Here is a 15163-nt window from a genome sequence, read left to right as displayed (position 1 = left end):
GGCCCAGTAGCGCCAGTAGCGCCGGTAGCACCTGTTGCGCCTCCGCCTCCAAGACAACCTGATCCGTATTGAACTAGGATAGCTTGGATCTCTGTTATAAGTTTAACTAGTTTGTCGGTCGTACAACAATCTACTTTGAATAACTTAGCGATATACAATAAATAATTAAGCAGGCTTTGTAGTTCAACGTACAACGCTCCGCATGAGAAAGGTGTTGTTCTTAAAATAGTTAATAGATTAGCAATGATAGAATTTCCAATTTGTTTTTGTGCTGGAGATAAATCTAAGCAATTGAGAAATTTTTGTAAGTTATTTAGGGCAGCGATTAAGTTATCGATATTATTTTGAGAAGGGTTTTGAAAGACAGCTTGAATAGCTTGGCCAAGAGTTTGAAGAAGTCTAACAAATTCTGTAAGTTCGGACTTAGAGATGTTAATATGACTACAAGCTCTGACTTCGCAACAGTCATTACCATAAAATACTTTTCCTTTATTTTTATTGTTCATCTTTTCATTCCTTTCTTTCATAGAATCAATAGTCATTACTATATATTAAAATGAAATTTATACTAAATCCGTGATGGACAAACTACCATTTCTAAAAAAATAAGAAATTGGCCCGCTTGGCAAACAAATAAGTAAGATATAGAGAAGGTTTCATATAATGTAAAGAAGAAAAGTTCAACATAAAAAACTGCATGTCGATTGTTAAGGGATTTAACAATTGACATGCAGTTCGTGGATTGGATTTTATTTGTCTTGATTTAATCTTTCAAGGGCTGTTTTAGGTAAGATTGGAATTGAAATAGTAAAAGTAGTACCATCTTCATTACTAGTCATTTTTAATGTACCGTTATGATTTTGAATAATTTTTTTCGTTACTGCCAAGCCGAGTCCTGTACCGGAATCTTTTGTTGAGAAGAATGGATCAAAGATATATTCTTGAATCGCTGATGGAATACCAGTCCCATTATCAGTGAAAGTAATACGAACAAAATTATCTAGGCGGTAACTAGTAATTTGGATAGAAAGTTTTTTTTCCCCTTGAGCATCGACAGCGTTCTGGAATAAGTTTAAAAAAACTTGCACAAGTTCATGACGATCAATATGAACTAAAATATCATCTAATTCGGTAGAAAAATTATAATCAATTGAAATGTTATGTAAAAAGACTTCGCTAGCTAGTAACTGTTGAATATACTCACGTAAAAATGTATTAATTGGAAAGGGTTCTCTTGTAAATTCACGTGTTTTTGAAATAGATAAAAATTTTGTAATGATACTATTTGCGCGATCTAATTCAGGAATAAGTAAGTTTTTAAATAGTTCTTTATTAGATGGAGAAACAGTTTCTTGTAAAAATTGTAAATAACCTCGTACGGTTGTAAGAGGATTACGGACTTCATGTGCAATACCAGCTGCGATTCGCCCTGCTAACGAAAATTTTTCTGCATCACGTTCTGTGTTTAAATAATGAAAGACACTAATAACTCTAAAAATTTCTCCGTTATAATCACGAATAATTCGGTTATTTAAAATACCATAGTTTTTGTCTAAAACTTCTTCATTATATATTTCTGTGCCTGTTCTTAATGTTTCAAGAGCTTTAATTTTTTCTTCAGGTAATTTTAGTAATTGTTGAATTGGCTTTCCGATTATATCATTTCGTACTACACCAAAATCATCTGCCGCAGCCTGATTACATAAAGTTATATTTCCTTTATTATCAACAAAGGTTACATGATGTGAAAAAGCATCAAAAATATGAACAAAGTATGTTTCAAGTTGTTTAAATAAAAATAATGAATCGCAAGTAAGCTGAAAATCAGCCTCTTTATTCTCTTTTTGTATGTTTTGAATAGAATGAGTTGATCTCGTTTTCTTTATTTGTAAACCAATCTGTGGATTTTTATATGTGAAATGATGTGGTAATTGATTCACAAGTTCTTCATAAAAACGTACTTTATTTTCTAATTCTTCTATTCGTTTTTCATGAGACACAATATCATCTTTTGGAAGCATAAATAAATAACCCCTCAATTTAAAAATTCTTCCATCTAGTATATCATATTTTTATACGGATACTCTTAAAGAAGGGACTACTTAATGAAATTGATTGGTCGAAGTGTTCAGGAAGTGAGTAGAATGGATAGTAGGTGAAGTTAAAAAGGGAGGAATATATTTGCTTTTCATTGGAGTAACAGGGTGGGGAGATCATGATTCTTTATATATAGACCCCTATGAAAATAGAAATAAATTACGAACATATAGTGAGTATTTCCCTATAGTAGAAGTGGATAGTTCATTTTATGCGATGCAACCTGCACGAAACTATACAAAATGGGCAATGGAAACACCGAAAGATTTTTCTTTTATCGTCAAAGCATATCAAGGAATGACAGGACATATGAAAGGTGAAGTTCCTTTTTCTACGTTCGATGAGATGTTTGATGTATATAAACAATCTATTCTTCCTTTAATTGAAGCGGGTAAATTAAAAACGATTTTATTTCAATATCCACCATGGTTTGATTGTAAAAAGAAAAATGTAGATTTTCTTCGATATACGAAAGAAAAAATGGAAGGTTTGCCGTGTGCAATAGAATTTCGAAATCAAACATGGTTTTATCCAGAAATGAGAGATAAGACGTTACAGTTTCTAGAGCAAGAAAAATGGATTCATACAATTTGTGATGAGCCACAGGCAGGGATAGGTTCAGTACCACTCGTATTAGAAGTAACGAATGCAGAGATGGTGTTAATACGTTTTCATGGTCGAAATGTTCATGGCTGGCTTGATAAAGGGGAAAATTGGAGAGCGGTTCGTTGCTTATATCGCTACAACAATAAAGAATTAGAAGAATGGGTAGAAAGACTAGAACAATTAAAAAAGAAGACAAAGGACATATACGTATTATTTAACAATAATTCAGGCGGAGATGCAGCTGATAATGCGAAACAGCTTATGAAAATGATGAACATTACATATGGTGAGCCAAAGCCTGAGCAATTAAATTTGTTTGAGTGATAATAAACAAGAAAGGCACTGTACAAACAGGGGGAATGTACAGTGCCTTTCTATATGAAAAAGAGGGGTAACAATGTTACTGAGCGTTTGGTTGATTCATCAATTGTTGGCTTCGTAATAAATGATAATGGTTATCATTATCATTGTCAATGGTTTTCCTGAAAATAAATAAAAAATTTTTTATGGGATAGTAACGATAGGGAGATCCCTAATAGGAGTTTGACTAAAGTAAAGAATTATTTCGAGGTAGATTTCCTGCACCCCCACTGATTATCATCCCTCACCAATCGGGCTTTTACGGGCAGCCCGACCTCCATCTAACTTCTTTACTTCCGCTGAATTTTGAGGTGGGGGTCTTACTGCCCGTTAATGCGGGATAAAGTATAAAAAAAGAACAGCAATTAATGCTGTTCTTTGCTAGTGATGAATTGTTGTAAATCAAAAGGAGTTATCGCTTGGATAAATTCTTTTGAGATAAGTGTTTGAACAAGAGTACTCTCAGAAATAGAAGCACCTGTTTTCTTTTCATAAGCTTGTTTCAATAAATCAAGTTTTTCAGCCGTTTCTTTCGGTAATTCAATTGTTAAAGTGTTCATAATTTCTCCCCCTTACTATTAGAGTACCACTACAATATAGGAGAGACAAGAAAAGAGAATGTGAAACATAAAAAAGGTTACCATTTATAAATGGTAACCTTTTTTATGTATAAGAGTTATTAAGCAATACCGATATACTTTAAAGTTTTTGATGGAGTACTATGATCAAAGAAGTGTTGTAAAAATGCGATATCAACACCTGATTTGTATGCGCAATATCCCCAAGTTTTTCGAAGTGTATGTGAGCTAATCCCTTCTAATCCAACTTCTTTTGCAGCTTTGTTTAAAATGTACCACGCATGTTGTCTCGTAATAGATTTTGTTCCTTTTTGAGACTTTAACAATGGTTCATTACGTTTCCAAGTTTTACGTTCTTTCATGTAGTCTTCGATCGCGTGCTGTAAGTCTTCATTTACAGCGAACCATTTATGTTTCTTTACTTTTTCATTGTAAAATAAAATGGAATGGCGAACATTTTCATTTTCATCGATTACATCACTAACTTTTAATTGTAAGATTTCACTTACTTTTAAGCCAGAATTTACAGCTAATACGAATAATAAGCCATCACGTTTCGAAGATTGTAAAAGTATATTTTTGATAGTTTCTAATTGTTTTTCGTTTTGAATAGGTTGTCCTGCTTGTTTCATTTCACGCACTCTCCTCTTTTATATGTGTAAAGGAAAGGATTAACTTGTTTCTTACTATAAAGGGAGAGTGTGAATTTCATGTGAACTCCTAGTGAAATTAAGACAAATTATTTGACTTCTTTTACTTTTTGTAAATTAAAGTAGAATACAACACTATTAGTCGTATTATATACACCGTACTCGGCATGGTGTAGGTCTAAAATATTTTTAACAATAGATAATCCAAGACCAGTACCACCAGTATGACGGCTACGCGATGCATCTAAACGGTAGAAACGATCCCAAATTTTTTCAAGACTGTCTTCTGGAATAGGGTTTCCTGTGTTTTCGATTTCAACTTTTACTGTATCTTCCATTTCTATAACGGAGACTTGTATTTTTTCTCCATCTGGCGTATAGCGAATTGCATTGCTAAGTAAGTTCACAACTACTTGTTCAATTCGACTACGATTCGCTTTCACAAATATAGAAGGGTCTACATCTATATTCACTTGTAAATGTTTTTCCTCCATGCTAAATAATAATTTTGTATAGACTTGTTGAATTAATTCACCGATTGAGAATGTCGTCATATCTAGTTTGTACGTACCTGATTCTAATTTTGCTAACTCTAACATTTCAACAATAAGTCTGTTCATGTTTTCGGTTTCTTCTAAAATAACATCTGTGTAATACGTCGTATCTTTACTAACGCCATCTTTAATTCCTTCTGCGAAACTTCTAATTACACTAAGTGGTGTTTTTAATTCGTGTGATACACCAGAAATGAATTCTTTTCGCGTTTTCTCTAATTGACGTTCACGTTCAATATCTTGTTGTAATTTTGTATTGGCAACATTTAATCGATCAATTCGGTCTTTTAAGTTTACAGATAACGTATTAATACTACCGGAAAGCCCACCAATTTCATCATCTGCTGTTACAGGTAATTTCTCGCTAAAATCAAAATTGGCCATTTTTTTTGTAACACGATTCATTTTAATTAATGGTTTCACAATGATTTTTGAGTAGTAGAAGGATAACAAAATAATAACGAGAAATACGATGATTAAGGCATAGACATAATAATCCTTTAAAACGAGCATTGCTTCATTAACAGGCTGTAAAGATGCTATCGCAAAAGCATATTCTGTAATCTTTCCATTTTCCATAATAGGCTTTACAAAGATGCTATTTTTTATATTCTCTTCACTATCTAGTAGAAAATAGCTTAATTGATGCGAGTTAGCAGTACCATTTCTAATAATATCTGCAAAATATTGAACGGCTTGTAATGTTTCAAAATCATTTGCAAGACGAACATCCGCTTTGGATGGAAGCTGTAACTTAGAAACAATACCAGTAAACTCAATTTGAGTCACAGGTTTGTATCGGCTTGTAATTCTATTTTTAGAAGGATTGCCATTAATGGATGAAAAATCTGAATTGATACGTTCGTTTTGCCATCGATTATAACTTGTTGTCAATTCTAGTGGTGTTATTATTTTCCCTCGTACCCAACCGACGACGTTGATCATGTCATCTTTTTTCAATCCTAAGTTTTCAAATTTTTTATATTCTTCGGGCGTTAAAAGATTATTGAGCGGAATGGAATATGCTTCACTATTTTTAGGGTTAATTACATCAATATAGTAATTGTTGTCACTTTTAATAATGCCTTCAGGAGATAGAAATTGCATATCAGCATTTGTTTTATCATGAAATTCTTGTTTTAGTTTTCGAATTTCTTCATAACTTTTCCCACTTTTTTCGTACGTATCTACGAAATCCTCAAAAGCAGTTTGAACTGTTTTTACTTTTTTATTAATATAAAATTTCTCTAAAAATAGAGATTGTCCTAGGAAAAATAGGAGGAATATGATTGTAAATAATGTCGATGTTAATAAGAATAGTTTAAAGACGATACTTCTGTTTTTCACTGCGTCACCTCTTGTGAGAAATACTGTAAATGATTTCTTAATTATAACAAACGTTACAAAAAAGTAGAGGAGAAAATCTGTCTCTTCTGAAAGTAGTTTTTAATAAAAAGTCACATAAAAAGAACTCGACAGACGTATGACGAGTTCTTTAATGTATTATTGTTGAATTGCTGCATCTAAAGCGATTTCAATCATTTCGTTAAATGTAGTTTGACGCTCTTCAGATGTTGTTTCTTCACCAGTGAAGATGTGATCACTTACTGTTAAGACAGATAATGCATTTACACCGTATTTCGCTGCTAATGTGTAAAGCGCAGTTGTTTCCATTTCTACTGCTAGTACACCGTAATCTCCAAGCTTTTTCACCATGTCCATGCTCTCACGGTAAAATACATCTGCTGTTAAAACGTTACCAACACGAACGTGTAGGCCTTTTTCAGTTCCAGCATCGTAAGCTTTCTTTAGAAGGTCGAAGTTTGCAGCTGGTGCAAAATCAAATCCTGGGAATGTTAAACGGTTCATATTAGAATCCGTACAAGCTGTCATTGCAATAATAACGTCACGTACTTTTACATCTTTTTGAATAGCACCGCAAGTTCCAACACGAATTAAATTTTTAACTCCGTAGCTTTGGATTAATTCGTTTACATAAATAGAAATAGAAGGAACACCCATACCTGTACCTTGCACAGATACACGTTTTCCTTTATAAGTTCCAGTGAATCCTAACATTCCACGAACGTTATTATAGCAAGTAACGTCCTCTAGAAATGTTTCAGCAATATATTTTGCACGCAATGGATCACCAGGTAATAGAATAGATTCAGCGATTTCACCTTGTTTTGCTTCAATATGTACACTCATGAAAAGTCCTCCTTATAATGTATTGATAGAAATCAATATCATTTGCATTATACACTATGAATCCTTTCAATTAAAATCTTTTTTATCCTTTGTAATATGTGCAAAACAGAAGGATTTCATAAATCATAATCTAGAATATATATGAAAGAAGTTTTGTATGAATAGAGACTATAAAAATGGTAGGTGATGTTTTGAAAAATCTTGTCATTGGACTTGTTGCTTTGTTATTTGTTGTAGTAGGCGGATTTTACATAAAAAAGTATCAAGAAACAACAGAGACTGTAGGTGATGTTCAGGAAGTAAAATGGGATGTGTCAAATGGAAAAGGAAATGAGAAAGCAGATATTTTGTTTCAATTATTAAATAATAAAAATAGCGAAGTACGTGGTGTGAATGATCAAATTCGGGCAGTTATTGTAGACGGACAATTAAAACATGTACAACAAATGAAACCTGCATTTGCAGGAAATGGATCATATAAGGTATCTTCTAAAATAGCGAAAGATGAAGGCTATACAATATTTTTATATGAAGACAAAAATAAGTCGGTGCAATCATTTGCGAAGAAAGATTTTGGGAAGGAAATAGAGGAGAAAAATAAGAAAAAAGTAAAGTTTCCAATCGATAGTGTACTTACAAAAAAAATAGGGGAGTATGAAGTTTCTCTTTTATTCGGTGCACTGCATCCGAATGAGCCAGTGACGTTAACATTTCAATTTCAAGCGAAAAAGGGTGAGAAATTGAAATTACATGCAGAGAGAGGAGAAGTGGAGGCGCTCTATATTGTGGATGAAACGAGAGAAAATTTTTTATATGCAATCCCTGTTGATACAGAGGGGCAATTACAATACCGTATTACATTTCCCGTTGAAGGAACGTATAAAATATGGGGAGATTTCTATATAAATGGTAAGAAATATGAAAAAGAATTTATTGTACAAGTTCAAAAAAGAAAAAACAGCTAACTATTTAGCTGTTTTTTCTTTTTCCTATTAATTTTGTTACAGAGAGCATTGTAATTGGTAAAGAATGATTCTTTCTAAATGCTAAATATTTACCGCTCCATGTTGGTTTATATTTTTCTTTAAAATGTCGTAACCCGCTGAAACTATATGTGTAACGAACATTATTAAAGATGGCAGCAGCAACCCGTTCAGACCAGAAAGATTGTGTCGATAAACCTACATTTGAAAGTGGTGCCATACCAATATTAAAGGAGTGGTATTCATTTTCTTTTGCCCACTGGAATAGGTGGATGAAAATTGCATCCATAATGCCGCTAGGCGCATCTGGATAATAGCGCATTAAATCAACAGACAATGATCCGTCTTGATATACGGGCATAAATGTCGTGAATGCAATGATTTTTCCATCTGTATCAGATAATGTAGCGATAGGAGCACGGCTAATATATTCACGATCAAAGTATCCGAGTGAGAAACTTTTCTCTTTTTTTCCACCGAGCCACGCATCTGAAACTTTTTTTAATTCTTCAAATAGTTCATCTGAGAACGGCGGCTGGTGAATAGAGAATGTATAGCCTTCTCGTTCAAAACGGTTGAAAGTCGCTCGCATACCGGCGCGTTTTTTTCCTGTTATTGTAAATGTATTCAAATCAACGACAGCTTCTTCACCAAGCTTAAAGAAGTTGTAACCAAAATCATGATATAAACTCATCCATTTACTTTCGATTTGGTAGAATACACAAATGTATCCAAATCGGTCAGCTTCAGCTAAAAACTCTTGTAACACAGTACGGTAAGAGGAAGGATCCCCAATTGGATCACCTAGCACAACAAGACGTTTTCCAGTTATAGAGAAGAGAAGGAGCGCTTTCCCATCACTACTAAAGAAGAATTGTTTATCGCCTAAGAAACCTAAATGACTAAGTACATTTCCACCATGTTCATCTAAAAAGTTTTGTAATCTTTTATCATTAGCTGGTTGCCCGGGAAATTCATTTCGATAACGATTAGCAATGAGTGAGCCAATCAGTAAAAATGTAGGAACGAAAAAGGCAGCTGCTAATGCACTTCGTTTTACTTGCGTAATATTACGAACGACAAAATCAGGTTTAAAAGCTTCTTTTGCACCTGCAAATAAAATACCTAAGTTTTTATATAAATATAAAGTTATAAGTAAGAATATAAAAACTTTTACGATATCAGAAAGTGAGACTTCCATTTTCTCGCGTACAAATCTTTTACGAAGCATATATAATACAGCGAGTACAATTAATAAAATAAACGTTTCTTCAATATCAATCCCTTTTAGCGTATTAAAGATAGCTGCTCCGATTAAAGAAATAATCGTCATATAGTAAGAACGCTTTGTTCCATAATATATGCCTCGTGAAAGGATCAGGAGGAGAATACCGAATGTTAGTGATAAGCTAAAAGAAAATTGAATAAGATGTTTTGGAGCTAGAATATGTAAGGCGTGTGCTCTGTTTATACTTGTCGGTAGAATGGTCGATAAAATAACCATTAATCCAGCAAATACTGTTAAAGCAGCAGAGGCCCACGAACCTAGTTTTCCTAGAAAATCACGCTGCAAAGTCCATATAACACCAGTTGTTTCTAATGCAGGCGCAATAAAAGGTTTGTCTTCAAACTTTTTAATGGCCACGCCTGTCATTTCAAAAGCTGCAAAAATAAGACCAAGGCAGAATGGTAAAATGTAATAGACGAGGCGATATAATAACATAGCAGGTAGTAATACGCCTGTATCAATGCCATATTGTCCGAGCCCAGTTAAAAAGACAAGGTCAAATGAACCAAGTCCACCAGGTACAAGACTAACAACACCAGCTAAAGCAGCGATTACATACACGCCTAAAAACTTTTGAAATTCGATATCAATGCCAAATAATATTAGTATGACGTACATAACAATACCAGCAGATACCCACTCAACTAATGAAACTAATGAGTATAAAACAGTTGGATTTTTCTCTTCTTCTCGTTCATCTTGTCCTTCGGTTTGCTTTGGTTCTCTATTTTTTAGTTTAGAAAAGCCAATGTATATAGGGACGAAAAGGGCGAAGAAGATCAAAACAGGCCATAGCCACGGTTTTTCATGCAAAATAAAACTTGTGTCTAATATTCCAATAAGGCCGAGGAATGAAAGAATAGCGAGTCCGTTAATAAAAGCAGTTGTCATCCAGGCGATACTTTTAATCAGCTTGCCATTTTCTTTTATGTATGGACGATAAAGCATCGTACGTACACCCGCTCCAACGAGACCACCAAATCCAATAAATCCATTTAAGGTATTAGCAATCCATGAGATACGAAAAATCTTTTGGACAGGTATATCAGCTTTTAAATAACGAAGCATAACATAGTCGTAAAAGAACATTGTTGATACGGCAAATGCACCAAGTGTAATGGCTAAAAAGACTCCTCCGGTTGGAATGTTTTTAATTGTATTGATTGCTTCTAAAAAAGAAATGCCTGCTAATTCTTTTTTTGCTTGAAAGAATACAATGGTTAATACAACAAATGGGAAGATAATTTTCCCGATTTGTAAGAAACGTTTCCATGAAAACGACATAAATACAACTCTCCTTGTATAAGAAAACTGAGACAATAATATTATTATGACAAACTTCAAGAAAAATAAAAAGGTAAATTCCTGTATAAGGAAGCTATTTTTTATAAGGGTTATATTTAAAAGAGTATTTCGTTTGTCAGAAAATTAAGTTAAAATAAATTGAAAGAAGGAAGAGAGGGGAAGTAGATGATTATAATAGGTTATGCGGGATATGAGCTAGAGAAAGCAAAACCTAATACGTCAGAAGATTTTTTTAATAGATCTGAAGTGACATATATATTAAATGATAAAGAAAGAACCTTTTCTGTTTTATATGTTCGGTATTTTGAAGAAGTTGTACAAGAAATTACTCCTTTTGAAGGAAATCCGGTATGTAAAGTAGAAAATCAAGACATATATTTGCGGGATATTGTAGCGATCTGTTGTTTACTGAAAGAGAATGAGCTTCGCATGCAAAAACGTTTGTATTTAAATAATATAGAAGAATTCCAACAATATTTTGATGAGGAAATAGTCGTGAAAGTACAAGAAATATTGGCTGAATTACATAAAAATAAAAGAGTAGAAATAGAGTGAACTGGCAAAGGAGAGGGAAAAATGTCTAATCTAATGGTGGAAAATCAAACAGAACAAGTTTCTATGTTTTTAGAAGATGTTATTCATTTGATAACCAATTATGTAAATTATCATACGTTGCCTTCTTTATTAGAAGAGACACCGGCAGGAAACGAACAATATTATAAAGGGTTATTAGCGTCAATAAGACGTCTTCTCGTTTTTTGTGAAGAAGGACATGATGCGTGTTTTGTTTTGTTAAATAGCCAGCCATTTCGAAAGACAGCAGCTGAAAAGATTTTATATAAAATTTATCATCAAGTAATTGCAGAGTTTTTTTCACCAAAGAGTGATCATTGGTATGAAAATAGTCGGTCTGCTTATACAGGGAAAAACTCCATCGTTTTTCAACAAACACCACCTGCATCTGTAGAGGAAGTAATGAAGAGCTTAGAGGGGAAATTCCAATTGATGCGTGAAGAATTAGAATATTATGAGACGGATTATCAAACAAAGATGTTACACAAATATTAACTGCGAAAAAGAAGCTGAGGGGACTTAGCTTCTTTTCCTTTTGTACAGTTATATAAGAGATTTCCTTTGAATATATTTAAGGGGATAGCATTAAGGAGGTGTAACATGAGTCAGCAAGGTGTATTCACAGATTACTTTCATGAAGTAGAAAGCTGGTGTGAAAGTGTTCTTCACGTATTAGATAGCCGTGCAATGGAAGTGTATGATGTCCATATGCTTGCTTATAAAATTCAAACGTTATTAGACCGTATGAAAGAGCATGAGTATGATACAGATGCAGAGTTTATGTATGAAATAAGTGATGATGTAGAACATATTCAGCATCATTTGCAGGAAGTATTCGTGCAGGGGGAAGAGGAATATGAACTATGTGAAAGAGGGGATAGTGAACGAGCTGTTCCAATTGGAGGGCATACACTCCCACCACTACCTTATCCATATAATGCGTTAGAACCGTATATTTCTAGAGAAATTATGATGTTACACCATGATAAACATCATCGTAGTTACGTGGAAGGATTAAATAAGGCAGAGAAGATGATGGAAGAAGCGAGAAAAACAAATCAATTTGATTTAATTAAGCATTGGGAAAGAGAAGCTGCTTTTCATGGATCAGGTCATTACTTGCACACAATATTTTGGAATAACATGAAAAAAGGTGGCGGCGGAAGTCCAAGAGGGGCTCTTTCACACCGGATTGAACAAGATTTTGGAAGTTTCTTGCGTTTTCAAAAACATTTTACAGAAGCAGCCTCTAAAGTGGAAGGTTCAGGATGGGCAATTCTCGTTTGGGTTCCGCGATCGGGAAGATTAGAAATTTTACAGAGTACACTTCATCAATTATTTACACAATGGGATACGATACCGCTCCTTGTACTAGACGTGTGGGAACATGCGTATTATTTACAATACCAAAATCGAAAAGATGAATATATTAAAAATTGGTGGAATGTTGTAAATTGGCCGGATGTAGAAAAAAGATTTGAAAGTGCAAAACAAATAGAATGGACACCTTATTAGACGCAGGTTCTCTGCGTCTTTTTTATTGGAAGGAGAGGGAGATTTCGTTCATATTTTAAAAGGCCAAGCATACACTTGTACAAAAAGTGCCAAAAGGACGTGGGGGGAAATATGAGACGAATTTGTGTAATCATTACGCTTCTTATTATGTACGCAAGCGTTATACCAATTCCTACATATGCAAAGATGACCAGCAATGTTAGTGCTCGAAATGCTGTATTAATGGAGCAACAGTCAGGTCGCGTATTATACGGAAAAGCAGAACATGAGCCGCAAAAGATTGCTAGTATAACAAAAATTATGACTGCCTTGTTAGCTGCTGAGTCAGGAAAAATGAAAGAAATGGTCTCGGTTAGTAATGAAGCAGTGAGAGTAGAAGGCTCAGCAATTTATTTAAAGCCTGGACAGAAAGTAAAATTAGAGGATTTAGTATATGGACTCATGCTTAGATCTGGTAATGATGCAGCACAAGTAATTGCTGAAAATGTAGGAGGGAGTATAGAAGGGTTTGTATATTTAATGAATGAAAAGGCGAAACAAATTGGAATGAAAGACACTCACTTTTCAAACCCACATGGTTTGGATGGAGATGGATCCCATTATTCGTCGGCCTATGATATGGCACTTTTAACAAGGTATGCAATGGGGAACGAAACCTTTAAGAAGATTTTTGGGACAAAAACGTATAAATCAGATTCGTGGGATTATCCGTGGAAAAATAAACATAAACTTGTGACGTCGTATTATGAATTTGCAACAGGGGGAAAAACAGGTTTTACGAAGAAAGCAGGAAGAACGCTTGTTACAACAGCATCAAAAGATGGACTAGATCTAATTGTCGTAACTTTGAGCGCTTCTAGTGATTGGGATGATCATATGAATTTATTTGATAAAGGTTTTGACCGTTTCGAACAAACAAAAGTTTTAGGACAAGGAGCACTTGCTGAAATAACCGAAAAGAAATACGCCAATCATGTTTACACGAAAAATAGTTTTTCAGTACCTTTAACTGAAGAAGAAAAAAAGAGCGTAGTATTAAAAGTTGAACTAGATAAAAGTGCAAAGCTTGTGGATGGAGTAAAGGTTGGAAAGACAGACGTTTATGTTGGCAATGAGAAAGTTGGAGAACGGAATTTATTTTATAGTAAACGAAAGTTAGTAGCTACAACGGGAATGTACTGGAATAATGTGAAAGAAATTTTTTCTTACATGATAGGTGTTGGGAACGATGGTTAATCTCGTATGGGTAGCGATGGCTGTCATTGGGATTGTGTATGCGATGATAAATGGAACAATGGAAGAAATAAATAAAGCTGTATTTGATGGAGCGAAAGATGCGGTAACGATTTGTATAGGACTCATTAGTGTTTTAGTATTTTGGCTCGGCTTAATGAAAATTGCAGAGGAAGCCGGATTGTTAAAAAAGTTAGTGGCACTTTTTATGCCGATAGTAAAAAGGCTGTTTCCAGAAATACCGAAGGATCATCCGTCAATGGGATTTATTTTATCAAATATGATGGCAAACTTTTTTGGTTTAGGTAATGCAGCGACCCCTCTTGGCATTAAAGCGATGGAACAATTGAAAGAGTTAAATGGAGGGAAGGATTCGGCGAGCCGTTCTATGGTAACGTTTTTGGCATTAAATACATCAGCGATTACTTTAATTCCTACGACCGTCATTTCGATTCGAATGACGTATGAATCAGCAAATCCAACTGAAATTGTTGGGGTAACATTCATTGCACAAGTACTCTCTATGATCGGAGCGATTTGGATTGACCGCTATTTTTACCGAAGAAGGAGTAGGAAGGGGCGGAAAAAATGAGCATTGTCAATACGATATCATTATGGGTAATCCCTTGTGTCATTGGTTTTATCCTTCTATATGGCACGATAAAGAAAGTTCCGACGTATGAATCGTTCGTTGAGGGGGGAAAAGAAGGGATTCAAATTGCAATCTCTATTTTACCGTTTATGGTTGGAATGCTCGTATCTATTTCTATATTTCGAGCTTCAGGTGCATTAGATGCAATGATATCAGTAATGAAGCCGATGTTAGATTTAATTCATGTCCCAGCAGAAATTGTTCCACTAGCACTTATACGTCCTATTTCGGGCTCTGCTGGTTTAAGTATTACGACCGATTTAATTGCGACGTATGGACCGGACTCGTTCATTGGGCGATTGGCTTCTACGATGCAAGGGAGTACAGACACAACTTTTTATATTTTAACAGTATACTTCGGAGCTGTTGGAATTAGAAAAATGGGAGATGCATTAAAAGTAGGACTTTTTGCCGATTTAATCGGAATTATTTGTTCGATTGTATTTGTTTCTCTATTGTTTCAGTAATGCTATTCATTTTTTATGCTATTTCGCTTATAATACGTATACGACCACTATTAAGGTGTTGCTTAATAGTGGTTTTTTTATGCGGTATTTT

Annotated in this window: 15 protein-coding genes; 8 read left to right on the top strand and 7 right to left on the bottom strand. The window is 34.3% G+C overall.

Annotated elements, in window-relative coordinates:
• The coding region (locus BAQ46_RS21865; protein WP_116777256.1) for a collagen-like repeat preface domain-containing protein at positions 1 to 542 on the bottom strand (542 nt) is incomplete at its 3' end.
• A gap of 207 nt (positions 543 to 749) precedes the next feature.
• Entirely contained in the window at positions 750 to 2021 is a 1272-nt protein-coding gene (locus tag BAQ46_RS21860; RefSeq protein ID WP_071742724.1) for a PAS domain-containing sensor histidine kinase, read from the bottom strand.
• A 160-nt stretch (positions 2022 to 2181) separates the two neighbouring features.
• Here BAQ46_RS21860 and BAQ46_RS21855 point away from each other — a divergent pair, with 160 nt between their 5' ends.
• On the top strand, positions 2182 to 3027 hold the full coding sequence (locus BAQ46_RS21855) for a DUF72 domain-containing protein (protein ID WP_046197251.1): 846 nt from the start codon (positions 2182 to 2184) through the stop codon (positions 3025 to 3027).
• 401 nt (positions 3028 to 3428) lie between these two features.
• Here BAQ46_RS21855 and BAQ46_RS21850 read toward each other — a convergent pair whose 3' ends face one another.
• From BAQ46_RS21850 to deoD, 4 genes are all read right to left on the bottom strand, one after another.
• On the bottom strand, positions 3429 to 3623 hold the full coding sequence (locus BAQ46_RS21850; protein ID WP_001094859.1) for a DUF3924 family protein: 195 nt from the start codon (positions 3621 to 3623) through the stop codon (positions 3429 to 3431).
• A gap of 119 nt (positions 3624 to 3742) precedes the next feature.
• Entirely contained in the window at positions 3743 to 4273 is a 531-nt protein-coding gene (locus tag BAQ46_RS21845) for a tyrosine-type recombinase/integrase (protein WP_000806236.1), read from the bottom strand.
• Positions 4274 to 4380: 107 nt separating this feature from the next.
• Positions 4381 to 6192, bottom strand: a complete 1812-nt coding sequence (locus BAQ46_RS21840; RefSeq protein WP_000797491.1) for a sensor histidine kinase — start codon at positions 6190 to 6192, stop codon at positions 4381 to 4383.
• 156 nt (positions 6193 to 6348) lie between these two features.
• Positions 6349 to 7056 (bottom strand): purine-nucleoside phosphorylase, encoded by a 708-nt coding sequence (gene deoD, locus BAQ46_RS21835; protein ID WP_000110707.1) that lies wholly within the window; start codon positions 7054 to 7056, stop codon positions 6349 to 6351.
• Positions 7057 to 7232: 176 nt separating this feature from the next.
• Between deoD and BAQ46_RS21830 the strand changes: the two genes are divergently transcribed.
• Entirely contained in the window at positions 7233 to 8021 is a 789-nt protein-coding gene (locus BAQ46_RS21830) for a hypothetical protein (RefSeq protein ID WP_000232625.1), read from the top strand.
• A 4-nt stretch (positions 8022 to 8025) separates the two neighbouring features.
• On the opposite strand, the gene mprF is transcribed toward BAQ46_RS21830, so the two are convergent.
• A complete protein-coding gene (mprF, locus tag BAQ46_RS21825; protein WP_071742723.1) occupies positions 8026 to 10611 on the bottom strand; it encodes a bifunctional lysylphosphatidylglycerol flippase/synthetase MprF in 2586 nt (861 codons plus the stop codon).
• A 186-nt stretch (positions 10612 to 10797) separates the two neighbouring features.
• Between mprF and BAQ46_RS21820 the strand changes: the two genes are divergently transcribed.
• The 6 genes from BAQ46_RS21820 to spmB all read left to right on the top strand — a co-directional run bounded on the left by BAQ46_RS21820 (position 10798) and on the right by spmB (position 15072).
• A complete protein-coding gene (locus BAQ46_RS21820) occupies positions 10798 to 11187 on the top strand; it encodes a hypothetical protein (RefSeq protein WP_000583786.1) in 390 nt (129 codons plus the stop codon).
• A 21-nt stretch (positions 11188 to 11208) separates the two neighbouring features.
• Positions 11209 to 11700 (top strand): YpuI family protein, encoded by a 492-nt coding sequence (locus tag BAQ46_RS21815; protein ID WP_000067567.1) that lies wholly within the window; start codon positions 11209 to 11211, stop codon positions 11698 to 11700.
• Positions 11701 to 11805: 105 nt separating this feature from the next.
• A complete protein-coding gene (locus BAQ46_RS21810; RefSeq protein ID WP_000082669.1) occupies positions 11806 to 12720 on the top strand; it encodes a superoxide dismutase in 915 nt (304 codons plus the stop codon).
• A 111-nt stretch (positions 12721 to 12831) separates the two neighbouring features.
• On the top strand, positions 12832 to 13956 hold the full coding sequence (gene dacB / locus BAQ46_RS21805) for a D-alanyl-D-alanine carboxypeptidase DacB (protein WP_001252622.1): 1125 nt from the start codon (positions 12832 to 12834) through the stop codon (positions 13954 to 13956).
• Positions 13949 to 14545, top strand: coding sequence for a spore maturation protein SpmA (gene spmA, locus BAQ46_RS21800; protein ID WP_000247808.1), 597 nt, complete (start codon positions 13949 to 13951; stop codon positions 14543 to 14545). Before dacB ends, spmA begins: the two co-directional genes overlap by 8 nt.
• Positions 14542 to 15072, top strand: coding sequence for a spore maturation protein SpmB (spmB, locus tag BAQ46_RS21795; RefSeq protein ID WP_000029510.1), 531 nt, complete (start codon positions 14542 to 14544; stop codon positions 15070 to 15072). The genes spmA and spmB overlap by 4 nt, the downstream gene beginning before the upstream one ends.
• Positions 15073 to 15163 lie beyond the last annotated feature (91 nt).

Source organism: Bacillus paranthracis, from assembly GCF_001883995.1.
GTDB classification, from domain to species: Bacteria; Bacillota; Bacilli; order Bacillales; family Bacillaceae_G; genus Bacillus_A; species Bacillus_A paranthracis.
This window is presented reverse-complemented; position numbering and strand designations above follow the sequence as displayed.